This window comes from Granulicella rosea, assembly GCF_900188085.1.
GTDB lineage: Bacteria > Acidobacteriota > Terriglobia > Terriglobales > Acidobacteriaceae > Edaphobacter > Edaphobacter rosea.
This window is the reverse complement of the sequence record NZ_FZOU01000010.1, coordinates 47,733-64,363: the sequence shown is the minus strand read 5'-3', so window position 1 is coordinate 64,363 and position 16,631 is coordinate 47,733. Positions and strand designations below refer to the sequence as shown.

Genomic DNA, 16,631 nt, shown 5'->3' with positions numbered 1-16,631 from the left:
CCCGCGACACCAACCGCCCCGAAGTCTTCGACGTAAATTCTCTGCATGAGTCGTCGCCTCTATTCAGATTTGGTCATTCAAGGAACGCATTTCTGCGAGCCAGTATATCGGCCCGCAAAAAACGTACGCGAAACGGCGAGAGGTCGCGACGGAAATTCATGATCGGACCACGTGTGTCTTCTGTTGGAGATGCCTTCAACGGACGACGAGAATCTCGGTGGCGTAGGGGGGCAGGTCCAAGGGGAGTGTGACGGCTCCGTTTGCGGCGGCGGCTCCGGCGGCGGGTTGGGTAGTTGCGGTTTGCGGGTCCCATTGCTCGATCTTGCTGCCCTCGGCTTTCAGGCTGAGCTGATTGTGGATCGGCGCGGCTGATTCGTTGAAGAGCAGGAAGACGGTGGCGCCGTTCAGGGTGCGGTGGATGTAGCGCAGGGCCGCGTCCGGCGTGGCGAGGGTGAGGTCGCTTGTGGGCACGGCCTGCTTCAGGGCTGCGAGCAGTTCGGCGGGGACGGTCTGCGGGGGTGGCGGCGCCGTTGGCGGATAGGCTGGCGGGGTGGGCGTGGGGGCCAGCGTTGCGTTGGTGACGGTGGCCCAGGCGAAGTCTTTTTCGGTGGCTGCGCGGTCGTCGAGGTAGGTGCGGGCGGCGATCTGGGTGGGCGTGCCGCCGAGGAAGAGGACGTGGCCGCCGGTTCTGACGAGGGTTCGCAGCCGGTCGAGCGTGCCCTGCGAGAGGGCGGAGGCATGGGGGACGATGACCGTGCGCAGTCGGTTGCCGCTGGCGGTTTCGAGGGCGCCGTCTGGAGTGGGCTTCAGGACCGTGGCGAAGGCGTCTTCGTCGACGCTGTCGAAGTCGATCTGGTGTTCGGAGAGCAGGCGCTCGGTGGAGACGAAGGCGTCGTCGGCGGCTGTGTCGCCCATCCAGAGCGAGGCGGTGGGGAGCAGCAGCGCGACGGACGCGGCGGGTTTGCCCATGCTCATCAGGTAGCTGAGACGGCTGGTGTACTGCATGAGCGCGGGATAGGCGGGGTCGCGCATGAAGTCCATGGGGCCGCCCTTGCCGGGGGTGCTGGTGGCGGGGAAGTACATGGTTTCGACGAGGTTGACGCCGCGCACGAACTGCTCGTTGAGGATGTAGCGGGCCATGTTGACGTCGGGCAGCGGACGGTAGGCGGCGAAGCTCTCGGTGAAGGCGCGGGGGTGGCCGTAGACGTGGGCCGCCGACGCGGCGAGGCGCGGGAAGTCCGAGACGGTATCGGTCCAGATCTGGTGCCAGATGGTGTCGATGCCGGGGTTCTGGACGAAGCGCATGTCGCGGAAGAAGTCGCCTTCGCTGCGGACGAGTTGCAGCTCCATCTCCTCGTGGTTGAGGTGGACCTGGTATTCGAGGTGGTTGGCGGCGCACCAGTCGCCCTGCGGCTTGAAGAATCCGTCGCGGAACATGAGGGCGAAGACGTCGTAGTAGTCGGCCTTGGCCTTGAGCTGGCGCGGGGTGAGGGTCGCGTCCTTCGGCTGCAGGAAGGCGGCGACGTAGGGGCGGATGTCGTAGCCTTTGACGGCGGCGAAGCGGGCGAAGAACTGCGGGGTCCAGGGCAGGCCGGCGATGGAGTAGTCGGGCTCGTCGCCGCGGAAGCCGAGGATGGTCTTGCCGAACTCGTCGCCGACGGCGGCCTTATAGGCCTCGTGCGTGAACTTGAGATACTGGCCGGTGGCGGCGGGATCGAGGTAGTCCTCAAGCGACTGCGAGCCGTCCTTGACGCGTTTGGGGTTGGTGTCGGAGCGCGTGGGCGAGGTCTTGAACTCGTGCGTGACGAGGTAGACGGTCCAGGTGTCGGAGGGCGCGTTCCAGTGCGCGTGGCCGTTGACGATGGGCAGGTCGACCGACTCGCCGGTCTTCGCATCGATGGCGGTGGCGGCGACCGTGCCGGGGAGCAGGGCCTGGTCGAACGTGCCGGCGACCTTGATGGGGATGCGCTGGGCGACCAGCGCCTGCATGCGCAGCTCCGGGTGCTCGGCGGTGAACTTGCCGCCGGCGAAGCCGCTGGGGTAGCCGGCGTCGTCGACGATCCAGATGCGCATATCGCGCTTTTTGGCCTCGTCGACGAAGAGCTTGAAGAACTGCATGTACTCGGGCGAGAGGTAGGGATATTTCGAGCCGAAGCCATACTGCACGGTGACGGCGCGGAAGCCGAGCTTCTGCATGGTGTCGAGATCGCGCTGGACGGTGGCGAGGTCGAATGGGCCGTTGAGGCCGTAGTAGGGTTCGGGGCCGTACTCGGGCGGCGGGGTCTTCCATGCGGCCTGGACCTCGGCGGCGGTGGGGTTCTGCAGGTGTTGCCAGGGCTGCTGGGCGTGGGCGGCGGTGGTCAGGGCGAGAAGGGCGAGGATGGGGCGGAGATGCATGGGTGGCCTCTTTGGGGCTGGAAACAAGAACAAAAGCGGATTCCCCGCGGGAATGACAAAACAAAGGGAAAATACCGCTACTGCGTGCCAAGGTCGACGTGGACGGGTTTATCGCGGTCGACGACGACCTTGCCGTCGACGAGTTCGAGTTCGCCGGCCTGGATGACCGTGCGGTCTTCGGAGTGCGGCAGCTTGGGGTCGAGGTCCGCGCCCTTCTGGTGCGTGAAATAGAAGATGTAGGCGTGGCCGTCGTGGACGACGACGTCGCAGTGGTGGCCTTCGGTGCGGTCGGTGGGCAGGGTTCCGGGCGCCTGGAGGATGTTTTCCGGCTGATGCGTCCAGTGTTCGAGGTCCTTCGAGCTGTAGACGCCGAGGCCGCGCCACGGGTCGGTGATCATCCAGTACTGGTCTTTCCAGCGGAAGACCTTGGGGGCTTCGCTGGAGCGGTCGGTGATGACCGGGACGCCTTTGCTCCAGTGGACGAGGTCGGTTGAGTCCGAGGAATAGAGGTGGCTGTGGTCGCGCTCGTCCTTGTACCAGACGCGCCAAGGGCCGCCGGGGAGCTGGAAGAGCGAAGGGTCGATGATGCGGTCGGAGCCTGAGTCGATCTTGCCGAGATAGCTCCAGTGTTCGAGATCCGGGCTGGTCAGGTGGATGATCTCGCGCGGCGCGTTCCAGTCCTTGAAAGTGCCGGGGACGATGACGAGGAACATGTGATATTTGCCCTGCCAGAAGACGATGTCCGGCGCCCAGTGGGTGTAGTCGGGCGTGCCGTAGGGGATGGCGGCCTCGCCGCGATAGGTCCAACTGGCGCCGCGGTCTTTGGAGACGGCGATGCCGATGCGCGTCCCGTGGACCCAGGCGACGTCCTTGGGGTCGCCGGTGGCGAGGTCGGCGCGGCGGTTGGTGTAGAACATCCACCACTCGTGCTTCGCGCGGTTGTAGATGAGGGTCGGGTCGGCGGCGCCATCGTGGACCGGGTCGCGGAAGAGCGGCTTGGCGGCGGGCTGCTGGGCCTGCATCAGACCGGTCGAGAGCAGGAGCATGGCGAGGAGCAAAGCGCGAAGGAAGGGCGGGCGATTCATGCAGTCCATCCTAAAGGGAAACATGTTCGAGTGCGGAACAGCATGCAGAAAACGACGCCCAGGCTGAGAGAGCAGCCTGGGCGTCGGGTTGGATGAGGCGATTGTTAGAACTGGATGCGGCCCGAGAATTGGAAGTCGCGGGAGTCCGCGCTGGCGAATCCGACGGTTCCGAAGGTGGCCTGGCTGTTGACGTTGACGCCGACCGTATTGTTGCCGGCGTTGTTGCCGAAGGTGGTGTGGTTGGTGAGGTTCGAACCGTCGACTCCGAAGATGAAGTTGACGCGGTCGTGGATGGGGAAGGTGCGGCGCAGCGCCATGCTGAGCCGGTAGATGTCGGGTCCGCGCAGACCGTACGCGAAGCGTCCGGCGTCGCCGATCATGTAGTTGCCCGAGTTGCAGAACGGTCCGGTGGAGCCTGCGCAGGTGGGTGCGTCGGTTCCGCCCGCGCCCGCGACGTTGACGCCGTGGCCGGAGCTGGTGTTCGGCAGACCGCCCTGCAGGTACTGGGTTTTGCCGAGGGTCGCGGCGGTAACGCCCTGGCCCCACTTGCCATTGATGCGGACATCGCCGGTGAAGTTGGCGTTGACGTCGGGCATGCAGGTTCCCTGACCGACATTCTGGTTCGCGTTGCAGGTGGCGACGATGGGGAGAGGCGCGCCGGAGCTGTACTGGAAGATCCAGGAGGTCTGCCAGCCGCTGAGGAGCGCCCGGTTGACGAAGTGCTCGCCACCCCAGCTATGTTTGCCGTACTGGCTCGAATAGACGCCATAGACACTGAGGCTTTCGGGCTGGTCGTTGACGGAGAGCGAACGATCGATGCGGTTCTTCCTGTAGGACTGGCCGTTCAGCAGGACGGATCCGGGGATATCGTAGCCCGAGCGCTGGGTGCCTGCATCGTCGATGTTCTGCGAGTAGGTGTAGTTGACGTTGAAGGTCAGGCCGTGGCTTGCGCGCATGGCGAGAGCGACCTGGAAGGCGTTGTAGTTTCCGTTGGCGACGTAGTTGCCCCAGAAGTCCGAGGTGCCGGAGTACTGCGGCATCCAGGTCAGCATGTGGGCGAGGGTCGCGTTGGTGTTGACGCCGGCGGCCGCGGTGTAGCCGGCATAAGGAACGGCCGGGGACGAGCCGGTCGCTGCCTGCACCTTCGCGAGATTGGCTGCGGTCGCAGGGGCCGTCAGACAGGAGACGAAGGTGGTGGTCGTGCTGCAGTTGACGTTGCCGTAGGCGGTGAGGTACTTGGGATTGAGCTGACCGGCGTACAGGCCGCGGATACCGGCGGCGCCGGAGATGAAGTGGCTCTGGCTGCCGGAGTAGTCGAGCGAGATCGTCATGGCCTTGGTGATCTCGCGCTGCATGCCGAAGTTGTAGAAGGAGAACTCCGGCGCGCGGCTGCCGACGTAGGGATCGGCATAGTTGATGCTGGTGCCGTTGCCGCCCGAGGCGCCGGTGCTGGTGGTGTAGAAGCCGGTGCCGAGGGTCTGTGAAGCGGCGGAGATGGGCGAGGTGCCGGGAAGCGTCGCCGTCGGACCGCCGAAGTTGGCGTTCGGGGCGGAGAAAGAGGGGTTGTTGTTCAGATAGAAGGCCGGGCCGGCAGTGCTGTCGGTGTAGGAGATCGGGGTGTTGAAGCCGGTCTGACCGGTTCCAGTGCCCGCTCCCGCCGCGCCGCCGGTTGCGCCGCCATGCGAGTAGATGAGGCTGTAGCCGCCGCGGAATACGGTCTTCGGATCGACCTGATAGGCGAAGCCGAAGCGAGGCTGGAAGTTCTTCCAGTAGGTGTTGACGGGGGTGGTGCACTGGCAGCTCAGGCCCGCGCCGCGGTGGCCGGCGAACTGCAGGGCGCCGGCGTTGCCGGTGATGGCGTTGGTGAGGCTGGGATTCAGGAACGACCAGCGGTCCAGCGTCTCATGGTAGGGCGGGATGTAGTCCCAGCGGATACCGGCGTTGATGGTGAGCTTCGAGGTGACCTTGATGTCGTCCTGGAAGTAGAGCGCGGCGGGACGGAAGCGACCGCCGACGACGCTGAAGGCCTGCTGCGTCGTGCCGGCGCTGGCGACGGCGCCGAGCAGGAAGCTGGCGTAGGAGTAGCCGGTGTTGGTCGCGTAGGTAGAACCGGACAGGTTGGCGGTCTCGTTGACGCCGAAGGCGAGCGAGGTGGGGGTCGATGCGCCGTCAGCGGTGTCGGCGTTATCTTCCAGCCACTGCACCTGGCCGCCGAAGTTCATCGAGTTGATGCCCTTGGTCCAGGAGATGTTGTCGAGCGCCTCGTAGGTGAGGGAGCGGCTGGTGGTGGTGGGGGTGTTGCCGACCCAGCTGGTGGGCGCGTTAGTGCCCGAGAAGCTGAGGTTGGCGGCGTTCATGGAGGCCTGACCCGCAGGCAGACCGGTGATGCCGGAGGCGGCCAGGCCATACAGGCCGGGGTTCGTCGTGCCGGTGATGTTCTGGACCGGCGGGCCACCGAAGTAGAAGAAGCCGTAGCGGGCCTGGTTCACGAGGTGAGGCGTGATCTGGTAGGTGTGCTGCAGGTCGACGATGTTGCCGGTGATGGTCGAGAGCGTGGTCTGGATGTAGGGAAGTACGTTGACCTGTGGGGTGACCGAGGAAGAGGTATAGGGAACGGCGTGACGGCTGCCCTGGGTGTATGCGGCCGAGAGGGTCTGCTTGGGCGAAACGGTGTAGTCGACGCGAACAGAGTAAAGATAGTTGTCGAAGCCGGTGGGGACACCGCTGGAATAGTTATTGGTGACATGGCCGATGGTGGTATCGAGCGGCTGGGGCAGGAACTTCGCCATGTATTGCGTGATCGGCGAGAGCTGGCCGGTAGGGATTACGTTGACCGGGCTGCCGTTGAGGACGGGATTGCCGTTCATTCCAATGGCCGTTCCTGGACCGTATCCATACTGGTATCGGCACGGGCCGTTGGTGCTGTGCGCGGTGCAGGAGGCCTGCGAGGTAGGGTCGTAGATGGCGTAGTTCAGGCAGGTTTGCGTGGCGGGATTGCATAGACCGCCGGCTGCCGGGTTGGCGGCGTTGATTGGAAGCAACTCCTGAAAATTGCCCTGACGCTCCAGCAGCGTGGGGATGGAGCTGGGGACGTAGTTGGGCGCGAGGCGCGAACGGAACTTGTCGAACGTAGCGTAGAAGAACAGCTTGTCGTGGCCGTTGATAAGGTGCGGAATCGTGATCGGGCCGCCGAGAGCGACGCCATATTCGATCTGATGCTCTGCCGGCTTGGGACCGGGGGCCGTTCCCAGGACGCCGTTGGTGACGACCGGGACGGTGTTGGCGCCGCCGGGCTTGGACGAGAAGCTCCAGGTGTCGAAGATGGTGTTGCGGATATAGGCGAATACGGAGCCGTGGTACTGGTTGGTGCCGGCCTTCAGGTTGTAGTTTTCAAGTCCGGCGCCCGAGTACTGCGAGGAATAACCGGTGGTGACGACCTTGATCTGGTCGATGGCTTCGAGCGGCACGAGGTTGAAGACGGGGCGATTGTCGCCCTGCTGGCTGGCGGTGGTGAGGGGCAGACCGTCGACGTAGAGCTCGCCGACGCGCTGGCCGGTGCCGCCGATGATGGACGAACGTCCGCCGGGGTTGACCTGCGCGCCGGGCAGTAGGTTCGAGAACTGGGTGACGTCGCGCTGCTGGCCGCCGGTGATGAGCAGCGGCAGGGCGGTGTAGGTGCTGTTCTCGATGACGCCGCCGAGGGTGGAGTCGGTGGTCTCAAGCTGCGGCGGAGCGGCGCTGATGGTGATGGTCTCGGCCTGGTCGCCGGTCTTGAGCATCACGTTCAAACCGACCGTGCCGAGCGCGTCGACGACGATGTTTTCCTGCTTGAAGGTGCTGAAGCCGGGGTTGGTGACGGTGACCGTGTAGGTGCCGGGGTTGATCGGGTTGATGGTGTAAAGGCCGCTCGAGGTGGCGATGCGGACGGTTTTGACGCCGGTGGCGACGTTCAGCGCGGTGACGGTCGCGCCGGGGATGACGGCGCCGGTGGCGTCAGCGACCGTGCCGGTGATGGTGCCGGCGCCGGACTGCGCGGATGCGGGGCGGACAAAGAAAGCGAGGAGACACATCGCCATCATGGTGAGGAAAAGAAGGAAGCGGGGTGGTCTTGTCCCGCTTTGAATTCTGGATGGGGTAGCGTCTGGCATTGCGCTGGCGTAAGTCGACATTCGAAAGTGCTCCTGGGTCTTGCTGTCCGGTCGCTCGCGTTGGCGTTGTGAAAGAGACCTGCCACGTGCCCGGGGGCGGTGGCGCAAGGGGGTCTTCCAACGCCCAAACGGCGATCTTTAGTGCGAGGAGAAGTGTAGGAGCGGGGATGTAGGACTGTCATCCTACTTTAGTCAGATAGATGTGGAAAAAGTTTCGACAGAAAAACAATTTCCGCTTTCGGAGCGAGCCGTGCAGGGCTGCTTTCGGGCGCGGGTCGGCGCCGGAACGGAGGAAAAGCGCGCTCTGCGCTTCGCTTGGAATGACAGAATTTCGGGCGGGAGAGGCCAGCCGTTACAGGTGGACGAAGCCGCGGCGCAGCGCGATCAGCACGGCCTGCGTCCGGTCCTTGACGCCGAGGCTCGACAGAATGACGCCGACGTGGCACTTCACGGTGCCTTCGGTGACGCCGAGCTTCTCCGCGATGGCGCGGTTGCTGTTGCCGGCGGCCATCAGGGTCAGGACTTGGCGCTCGCGGGCGCTGAGTTCGTCCTTTTCGGTGCGCTTGCCGACGGCGCGGGAGATCTCCGCCGGCAGGTAGACCTTGCCCTGGTGGACGCGGCGGATGCCCTGCAGCAGCAGTTCGTGCGGCATGCCCTTGATGATGTAGGCGGCGGCTCCGGCCATCAGGGCCTGGTAGATGTCCTCGTCGCCCTCGTAGGTGGTGAGGACGAGCACCTTGATGGCGCCGTGTTGCTGGCGCAGCTCGCGGATGGCCTCGACGCCGCTCATGCCGGGCAGCTTCAGGTCCATCAGGGTGATGTCGGGCTCGCATTGGACGTAGCTGTCGAGGGCTTCGCGTGCGCTGCCGGCCTGGGCGACGATCTCCATATCGGGCTGCGAGCTGACGATGGCGGCGAGTCCCGCGCGCACGATGGGATGGTCGTCGACGAGCAGGATGCGGATGGGTTTTGCGGCTGCGGTCATTGCGTCTCCTGACTCAATCCAATGGGGCTATCTCGCCTCGAACAAAAAAGCAGGTCCTTTCGCTGCGCTCAGGATGACAGATTCCGACGAATCGTGACAGCCCCCGATGAACTCTAGCGGGTCTCCTGCAAGGTGCGGACGGCGCGGCCGAGAGGCATCTCGAGGATGACCTCGGCGCCGCTACCGGGAACGCTCTCGATGGTACACGAACCGCCGATGCGCTCCATGCGCTCGTGCATGCCGAGCAGGCCGTAATGGCCGCCGCGTCCGCGTCCGGCGGTGGCGGGGTCGAAGCCGACGCCGTCGTCGCAGATGCGGATGGTCAGCCGGCCGGGCTCGTACTGCAGCAGGATGTCGATGCGGCTGGGCGCGGCGTGGACGATGGCGTTGTGCAGCGCCTCGCGCGCGGTCATCAGCAGCTCGTGGACGGGTTCGTCGTCGAGCGGGGTCGGCTCGCCCTCGCTGGTGAACTCGACCACGGTGTTCTGGATGGCGGTCATGCGGTCGAGCATGGAGCGCAGCGCGTGGGCCAGGCCGCCGTCGTTCTGCGGATGGCGCAGGTTCCAGATGGCCTCGCGGGCCTCGATGATGGTGATGGCGATCTGCTCGCGCGCGGTGTTCAGCAGGTCGTGCTCCTGCTTCGCGGCGGTGGAGACCGGGGTTGCGGTTGTCGAGAACGTCTGGCGGATAGCGATCGCCTCCAGCAGCGAGGAGACGCCGATGCAGCTTTGCACGACCGTGTCATGCATCTCGCGCGCGACGCGGTTGCGCTCCTCCGCGATCAGCCGGAAGCGCAGCGTCACCTGCTGAACGCGCAGCCAGTGGACGAGCCAGATGAGCAGCAGCACGACGGCCACGCAGACGATCAGAAAGACGGGCTGCCGGTAGAGGTGCGTGCGCTGGACGATGGGCAGCTCGAGCCTGGTGATGCCGGGGAATCCCTTCCAGCTTGCTTCCACGCGGTAGATGTAGCTGCCCGGCGGCAGGTTGGTGTAGGTCGCCGGTTGCAGGGGATCGACCGAGCTCCACTCGGTGTCGAAGCCGATGAGCTTGCGCCGGAGCTGCAGGCCGGGGCGGGAGCCGAGTGCGATCGGCGTGGCGTCAATCTGGAGGGTTTTAACCGAGGGCTGGAGGACGAGTTTGCCGTCGACGGCGACGCGCTGGCCGTCGACCGAGACCTGGCCGAGCATGACGGGCGGCGGCGCGCCATCCTGCCGGACCTTCTCAGACTCGATGTGCAGCGGGCCTTCGTTGGAGGCGAACCATGCGCCGTCGGCGCCGTCGAGCGTGGCGGTGGAGGCGGCGCCCCCGCTGAGCTCCGCGCCGGTCTCGCGCGAGACGGGGAAGATCTCCGGCTCGAAGGCTTTGCCCTGGCCGAGGCTGACGAGCGCGCCGCGCTTGGTGCGCAGAACGGTGGTAGGACCGCCGAGCCAGATGCGATGACGGCTGTCCTCGAGGATGGACAGGATGGCCGGACTGCCCATGTCGGCGTCGACCGGCAGATGCTGCATCTTGTTGTGCTGCCAGCGGTAAAGGCCGCCCTCGGTGCCGATCCAGAGCGCGCCGCCGTCGTCGACGTGGAGCGCCCAGACCATGTGGCTGCCAAGCGCGGCGGAGGCGGGCGAATCCACAAACTGGCCGCGCCGCCAGAGCGAGACGCCATGAAAGGTGCCGACCCAGAGCTCGCCCGGAGCGCCCGAGGCCATGGCGTTCACGGCGGCGTGCGGCGCGTTGGGCGACTCCTGATAGCTGGTCACGACGCCGTTCTTCCAGTTGGCGAGGCCGCCGTCGGAGGCGATCCAGACTCCGTCCTCGGGCGTTTCGAGGAAGCCGCGGATGTAGTTCGTGCCGATCGCCGCGGCGTAATGGTCGGTGTGTCCGGTGAGACCCTTGGCGATGCGGTACGCGCCGTTGCCGAGCGTCCCGACCCAGAATGCGCCGGAGCGCTCGCGCATGACGCTGCGGACGGTGATGCCGTCGAGCATGGGCAGCGCGACCAGCTTCGCGACGCCGTTCTCGATATGCATGAGCTGGCGGGAGCAGACCCAGACCGAGCCGTCCGTGTCGACCGAGACGGAACCGAACTCGGAGTCGATGGTGCCGGGGATGCGCGTGAGCTGCATGCCGGTGACGCTGAAGCGGTTGAGGCCGGACTGCGTGCCGACCCAGAGATCGCGGCCCAGATCCTCGACCATGGTGAGGACGGCGTTGCTGCCGAGCTGCGCCGGCGCGGAGGCGTGCGCGACCGAACCGTCCGGGCCGAGCAGATAGAGGCCTTCCCCGAGCGTCCCGACCCAGAGCCGGTGATGCCGGTCGCGATAGAGCGAGAGGATGCTGCCCGGGATGCGGCTCTCCTTGACCGCGCCGCCGACCGACGCGCCGGCCGGCACGCGGTAGAGGCCGCCAAGGGTGCCGATCCAGAGGCCGCCATCCTCGGCGAGCGCGAGGCTCCAGATGCGGATGGAGGCAGGCTGCGGCGGAAGCTGAAGCATCTCCCACGGCATCTTGCCCGAGCCGGCGGCCGCGTGGAAGTGAAGCAGACGCGTGCCGCCGGCCCAGACGCCGCGGTGTCCGTCGCCGACCAGCGTGTGAACGCCGACATCGGGCGTGGCGATGGGGTCGTCCATGCGGATGAAGTGGTCGTTGGGCAGGGCGGAGTCCAGGCGGTAGAGGCCGCGGTCGGCGCCGGCCCAGATGCGGCCTGTCTCATCCTGGTAGAGCGCGCGCACCAGGCCGTTTTCGACGCCGGCGGCGGTCCCGTAGGTCCGCGCCGTGCCGCCCGCGAGATGCACCACGCCGCCGCCCTGCGTGCCTAGCCACAGGGTGCCGTCGCGCGCGACCAGAATGCAGTCGACGCCAAAGTCGTGCAGCACGGGCGCGAGATCGGCGCCGTAGTCGAGGAAGTGGTAGCCGTCGAAGCGCACGAGGCCGAGCTTGGTGCCGATCCAGAGATAGTGGTCGGGGGTCTGAACGATGGCCTGAATGACCTGGTCGGGCAGGCCGTCCTGAATGCGCCAGGCGCGGCTGGTCATCCACTCCAGCCCGCCCTGAGCCGGGAGCGCGGGCGCGACGCCCAGCAGAACGACGATGCAGACGAGCCAACGGCGAAAGAAGCTCACTGGGGCGAAGTATATCAATGGGAGATAGCTTGGGGGATAGCCAGCGTTTCGGCTTGCAGGATTCTTTGCTCAAGCGCTCAGTCCCTTGCGCTCGCGATAGGCGGCGCGCTGGCGTTCCAGTTCGGCATAGTTGGCCTCGGCCCACTGCCAGACCCCGCAGAAAGCCGCGCCGAGACTTTCGCCCAGCGGCGCCAGCGCATACTCCACGCGCGGCGGCACGACCGGGTAGACGGTGCGGGTGACGAAGCCGTCGGCCTCCATCTGGCGCAGGGTCTGGGTGAGCATCTTCTGGCTGATGCCGGTGACCAGCTCCGCCAGCCGGCTGAAGCGTACAACGCCGTGCTGCGCGAGCGCCTCCAACACCAGCAGCGTCCACTTGTCGGCGATTCGGCCGATCATCTCCTCGACCAGCCGGTCGATCTCGGGAGTCGAGGTCTGTCCGTCCGGCGATTGATAGTGCAGGGGCGCGGGATTTTTCTTTACGCCGGATGAGACCGTTTTCTTCATTTCTTACCCCTGGGTGCGTGGCGCACTACGCGGTGCCTACTTCCCAAAAGAGAGTGGCTTACTTACAGTAACTCAAGAGGAGATTTTTCAGCCATGCATCTTACCGAAAAGAACACAATCCTTATCACTGGCGGCGGCTCGGGCCTGGGCCGCGGACTCGCCGAAGCGTTTCACAAGCTGGGCAATACGGTCATCATCGCGGGGCGTCGCAGGGAGGTGCTGGAGGCCGTGACGGCGGCCAATCCCGGCATGCAGTACGAGGTCGTCGACGTGCAGCAGACGGCGGGGCTGAAGGGCTTCGCCGAGACGATTGTGGCGAAGTATCCGGCGCTGAACGTGCTGATCAACATGGCCGGGATCATGAAGCCGGAGAACCTGTCGGACGCGCCCGATGCGACCGTCGTCGACGACACGATCGCGATCAACTTCGCCGCGCCGCTGCACCTGACGGCCGCGCTGCTGCCGCACCTGAAGCAGCAGGCGAAGGCGACCGTGATGACCGTGACGTCGGGTCTGGCGTTCATGCCGCTGGCGATGACGCCGACCTACTGCGCGACCAAGGCCGCGATTCACTCGTGGTCGGTCTCGCTGCGCTACCAGTTGAAAGGCACGTCGGTCGAGGTGCTGGAGCTGGCGCCGCCGTATGTGCAGACGGAGCTGATGGGCCCGCACCAGGCGAGCGACCCGCGCGCCATGCCGCTCGACGCGTTTATCGCCGAGGTGATGGAGATTCTGACGACGCAGCCGGAGGCGACGGAGATTCTGGTGAAGAATGTCTATCCGCTGCGGTTCGCGGGGGACTTCAACCGGGAGAAGTTCGACGGCTTCTTCGAGCAGTTCAACGCGGCGATGGCCGGGCACTGAGACGAATCTCACTTCATAGCACGGAGAGGGCAGTTGCTTTGTTAAGGGCTTGGCTTTAGCCATGCCGCCCCATCCAGTTACGAATCCGGCTTTAGCCGCTGGGGTACGCTTTCGTCAAAGCCAGCATAGGGACGAAAAGCGTACCTCAGCGGCTAAAGGTCGAACGAAAATTGCTACAAACCTCAGTCGGTCTCCACGCTCATCCAGCCAAGGCGCAACATGACATTGTGCTGCGTAGGGTTGGCGAAGGTCCAGTAGTCGCGCAGCTCCAACCGCAGACTGGTGGGGTAGTCCCCTGGCTTGCCCTTGTGCGGCATGGCGAGAGCGAGGCCATAATCGAAGGCGTGGCCGGTCTCGAAGAGGCGGCTGTACCCGACGATGGCCATGGGCAGGTACGCGAGCTTCATGCTTGCGAGCGGAATGCTGCCATCCACGCTGACATAGCCGGTAAAATAGCTGCGGTTGGCTTGCGGCGCCATGATGCCGATCTCTGTGAAGATGGGCAGCGGGATGAAGGTGAACCCCACGCCGCAGCCTGTGGTGGGTTTGGTCGCTACCGGCGACGTGCTGGCGCCGGCGCCGCACATGTACCCCGCGCGCACGACGTAGCTTTCGTTGTAGATCGTTGACGGCTTCGGCGCCGGCAGGGCCGTTCTTTGCGAGGGTAAGGGAGCCTCGGGCAGCGGCTCGGCCGGGCGGTTTTGTGCGTCGGCCAAGGTTGCCCCGATCGACAGCAGCAGGACAGGTATGAGGTAGATCTTCATGCGAGCGGCTCCTGACGATAAAGCTGCGCGGTGTGGCGCGCGGTGACGACGAGGGCGAGGCCCAGCATGCAGGCCGCGCCGATGGCGCCGCCGAGGTCGAAGAGCAGCATCCTGCGGTGGAGTACGGTGACGTACGGGCTGTGCAGCAGCGCGAGGTTGCCGGCGGCGAGGAGCAGGCGGATCTCGGTGGGGCCGAAGAGGCCTTGCGATAGCTCGAAGCGGCCGAGGGTGTAGGTGGCGAGGTAGCTCTCGCACGAGAGCAGCAGGAAGGCGACGAGCATCGCGATGGCGGTCTGCCAGTGTACGAGGCCGGAGCAGCCGAGGCCGGTCATCAGCGCGGTCGCGCCGAAGACATCCACCATGTGGTCGACGTAGAAGCCGTAGCGCGGGCGCTGCTGCTGCCGGATGCGGGCGAGCGTGCCGTCCATGCTGTCGCCGAACCAGTTGAGCGCGAGGCAGAGGATGACCGCCAGCAGCGCCAGGCGATGCGTCCGGGCGAGTGCGTAGGCCAGGCCGGCGCCGATCTGCGCGGCGAGGCCGATCGCGGTCAGCTGGTCCGAGGTCAGCCAGCGCGGGGCTCGTTCGGCCATCCAGTGGAGGGCGCGCTTCTCCGCCGCGGCGGTGAGCGCCTGGTGGATGCGTGGGGCGGAGATGAATCCGGTGGTTGGAAGTGGTTTCGTTTCAATCATGTGAGTTCTCCGATTTCGTGGCGTTGTGGGACAGGAAGGCATACCCCAGGGGTTGAAGCCCCCGTGAGCGGATGGTCGAATGCCAAGGCTGAAGCCTTGGCCTACCCAGAAGCAAAGGCGAACGATGTGACTACCTGCGGATGGCGTTCGAGGCCGAGCGGAGGGTGAACTCGAGCGACTCGCGGGGTACGCTTTCGACAAACGGGCGTACCGCCCAGCCGAGGCCGGTGGGGATGGACCGGCTCAGCGAAATCGACTCGATCTGTATATAGAGGCCGCCGTCGCGCTCCTCATAGGTCCAGTACGTATTCAGCCGCCAGAGGAAGCCGTGCTCCTCCTGCGGGCTCAGCGGGCGTTCGCGCGGCGTGCCGGGGGAGTCGATCTCGTAGATGTGGGTGCTGCGCGAGGCGCTGTAGCGGGCGGTCTCGTCGAGGCGGCCGAGGTCGACGTCGTAGGCCGTGTCCATGACGACGGTGATGACGTGCTTTTGACGGACGCGCATGGTGGCCTGAAAGTGATCACCCTGGCCGCTACTCTGGGCGCGGAGCACCTGGGGGGCGAAGCGTTGCGGATAGGCGTTGAAGTCGCGCAGCAGACGTTCGAAGTCGGCGGCGTGGGCGCCTTGCACGAAGGCCGCGCCGCGCCAGTGGCGGAGCAGGGCGCCGGGAGGGTTGGGTATGGGCGGGGCGATCTGCTGGATGATCAGCTCGCCGGCGCGCAGCCGGGCCTCCCCATCGCCCGCAAAGCTGTCGGGTGCGAGGAAGGTAGAGTGCGACCTGTGCTGCCGGGTGAGGCGTGTTTCAACCGTGGCTGCGTAGCTGTTGAAGGCGGCGACCGCCTCCGGCCTGGGTTCGGCCACGGCCCGGCGAGAACCCAGAAGGACTAACAAGAGCGAGAGCAGCGGGAGCCGGCAGGCGTCGATGGTCTGTTTCAGTTTCATGAATTGGAGATTGCGGTTTGCGAGCGCGTTTTGCAATGCCTGCAACCTCACGCGCAGAAAATTGATTCTCACGGTGCAAGATACTTATTCAAAAAGAGATAGCGAAAAATATCCAAGGCGCGGGCAAAGCCGGATTCACACATCCGTTACACTGGCGTGACCATGACCGAGCCGCGCACCGCCGTTCGCTACCGCTTTGGCGTCTTCGAGGCCGACGTCTCGACCGGCGAGCTGCGCCGGCAAGGCATCCGGGTGAAAGTGAACGTGCAGCCGTTTCAGGTGTTGCTGCTGTTGCTGGAGCGGCCGGGCGAGGTGTTGACGCGCGAGGAGATCTCCCGCGTGCTCTGGCCGGAGGGAACCTTCGTCGACTATGAGCACGGGGTGAACTCGGCGGTGAACCGCATCCGTGAGGCGCTGGGAGACAAGGCGCGCAACCCGCGGTTCATCGAGACGCTCGCCCGCCGGGGATACCGGTTCGTCGCGCCGGTACAGCGGGTGGGGGATGACCCGATTGCCGTGGCTCCGCCGCCGGTGATCGTCGAGGAGCAGCTCGACGAAGAGCCGGAGGAGCTGAGTCCGTATCTGGCGGCGCCGCATGAGCTGCCAAAGACGCCCTGGCGGACGGTGCGGACGCTCTACCTGCTGCTGCAATTGATGTATGTCGGGTTTTATGTCGGCGCGCTGGCGAACCTGGCCGAGATCGGCGATCTCTTCTCCGCGCTGTCGCGGCCGGCGGAGGCGATGGTCGTGCTGGTGGTGACAGCCGCGCTATTGATTCCGGTGCGGGCGTTCATTGTCTGCGCGGTGCTGCTGCATGCTCCAGGCGTGCGGCGTAAGTTGTTGAAGCTGTGGGCTTATGTGCTGCCGTTCGATGTGCTTTGGTCGCTGGCGCCGTTTCTGCTGCTGCACCATATGAACTTCGGGCTGGCGCTGGCGTGTACGGCGCTGCTGGTGTACTCGCCGTTTGCGCAGCGGTCGCTGGTGTTGATGGGCGCGGGCGAGCGTGAGCCAGAGACCCAGGGCTGAAGCCCTGCTCCTCGAGCGACCTCGATTCATGGGGCTGAAGCCCATGCTTCCACCTGAGGATAAGGTTCCGCAAAAAATAGGTTGCTTAATAGTCGGATTCCGATATA

General features: G+C 65.5%; 11 protein-coding genes. 2 read left to right on the top strand and 9 right to left on the bottom strand.

Annotation, left to right across the window (positions count from 1 at the left end):
* Positions 1-195: 195 nt before the first annotated feature.
* From CHB87_RS19430 to CHB87_RS22785, 6 genes are all read right to left on the bottom strand, one after another.
* Complete coding sequence (locus CHB87_RS19430) at positions 196-2,397, bottom strand: glycosyl hydrolase (protein ID WP_089410118.1); 2,202 nt, start codon at positions 2,395-2,397, stop codon at positions 196-198.
* A gap of 77 nt (positions 2,398-2,474) precedes the next feature.
* Positions 2,475-3,482 carry a family 43 glycosylhydrolase gene (locus CHB87_RS22790; protein ID WP_089410173.1) on the bottom strand — a complete coding sequence of 336 codons (1,008 nt, stop codon included), beginning with the start codon at positions 3,480-3,482 and terminating at the stop codon, positions 2,475-2,477.
* 104 nt (positions 3,483-3,586) lie between these two features.
* Positions 3,587-7,552, bottom strand: a complete 3,966-nt coding sequence (locus CHB87_RS19420) for a TonB-dependent receptor (RefSeq protein WP_245818108.1) — start codon at positions 7,550-7,552, stop codon at positions 3,587-3,589.
* Positions 7,553-7,982: 430 nt separating this feature from the next.
* Entirely contained in the window at positions 7,983-8,615 is a 633-nt protein-coding gene (locus tag CHB87_RS19415; protein ID WP_089410117.1) for a response regulator, read from the bottom strand.
* Positions 8,616-8,728: 113 nt separating this feature from the next.
* Positions 8,729-11,734 (bottom strand): sensor histidine kinase, encoded by a 3,006-nt coding sequence (locus CHB87_RS19410; RefSeq protein ID WP_089410116.1) that lies wholly within the window; start codon positions 11,732-11,734, stop codon positions 8,729-8,731.
* 69 nt (positions 11,735-11,803) lie between these two features.
* Entirely contained in the window at positions 11,804-12,241 is a 438-nt protein-coding gene (locus CHB87_RS22785) for a winged helix-turn-helix transcriptional regulator (RefSeq protein ID WP_089410115.1), read from the bottom strand.
* Positions 12,242-12,334: 93 nt separating this feature from the next.
* On the opposite strand from CHB87_RS22785, the gene CHB87_RS19400 reads away from it, so the two are divergent.
* Positions 12,335-13,105 carry an SDR family oxidoreductase gene (locus tag CHB87_RS19400; RefSeq protein ID WP_089410114.1) on the top strand — a complete coding sequence of 257 codons (771 nt, stop codon included), beginning with the start codon at positions 12,335-12,337 and terminating at the stop codon, positions 13,103-13,105.
* Positions 13,106-13,287: 182 nt separating this feature from the next.
* On the opposite strand, the gene CHB87_RS19395 is transcribed toward CHB87_RS19400, so the two are convergent.
* From CHB87_RS19395 to CHB87_RS19385, 3 genes are all read right to left on the bottom strand, one after another.
* Positions 13,288-13,869: a hypothetical protein gene (locus CHB87_RS19395; protein WP_089410113.1), complete on the bottom strand. Its 582-nt coding sequence runs from the start codon at positions 13,867-13,869 to the stop codon at positions 13,288-13,290.
* Positions 13,866-14,558 (bottom strand): CDP-alcohol phosphatidyltransferase family protein, encoded by a 693-nt coding sequence (locus tag CHB87_RS19390; protein ID WP_089410112.1) that lies wholly within the window; start codon positions 14,556-14,558, stop codon positions 13,866-13,868. Before CHB87_RS19390 ends, CHB87_RS19395 begins: the two co-directional genes overlap by 4 nt.
* 130 nt (positions 14,559-14,688) lie before the next feature.
* A complete protein-coding gene (locus tag CHB87_RS19385; RefSeq protein ID WP_142988437.1) occupies positions 14,689-15,498 on the bottom strand; it encodes a hypothetical protein in 810 nt (269 codons plus the stop codon).
* A gap of 162 nt (positions 15,499-15,660) precedes the next feature.
* Between CHB87_RS19385 and CHB87_RS19380 the strand changes: the two genes are divergently transcribed.
* Entirely contained in the window at positions 15,661-16,524 is an 864-nt protein-coding gene (locus CHB87_RS19380; protein WP_089410110.1) for a winged helix-turn-helix domain-containing protein, read from the top strand.
* Positions 16,525-16,631 lie beyond the last annotated feature (107 nt).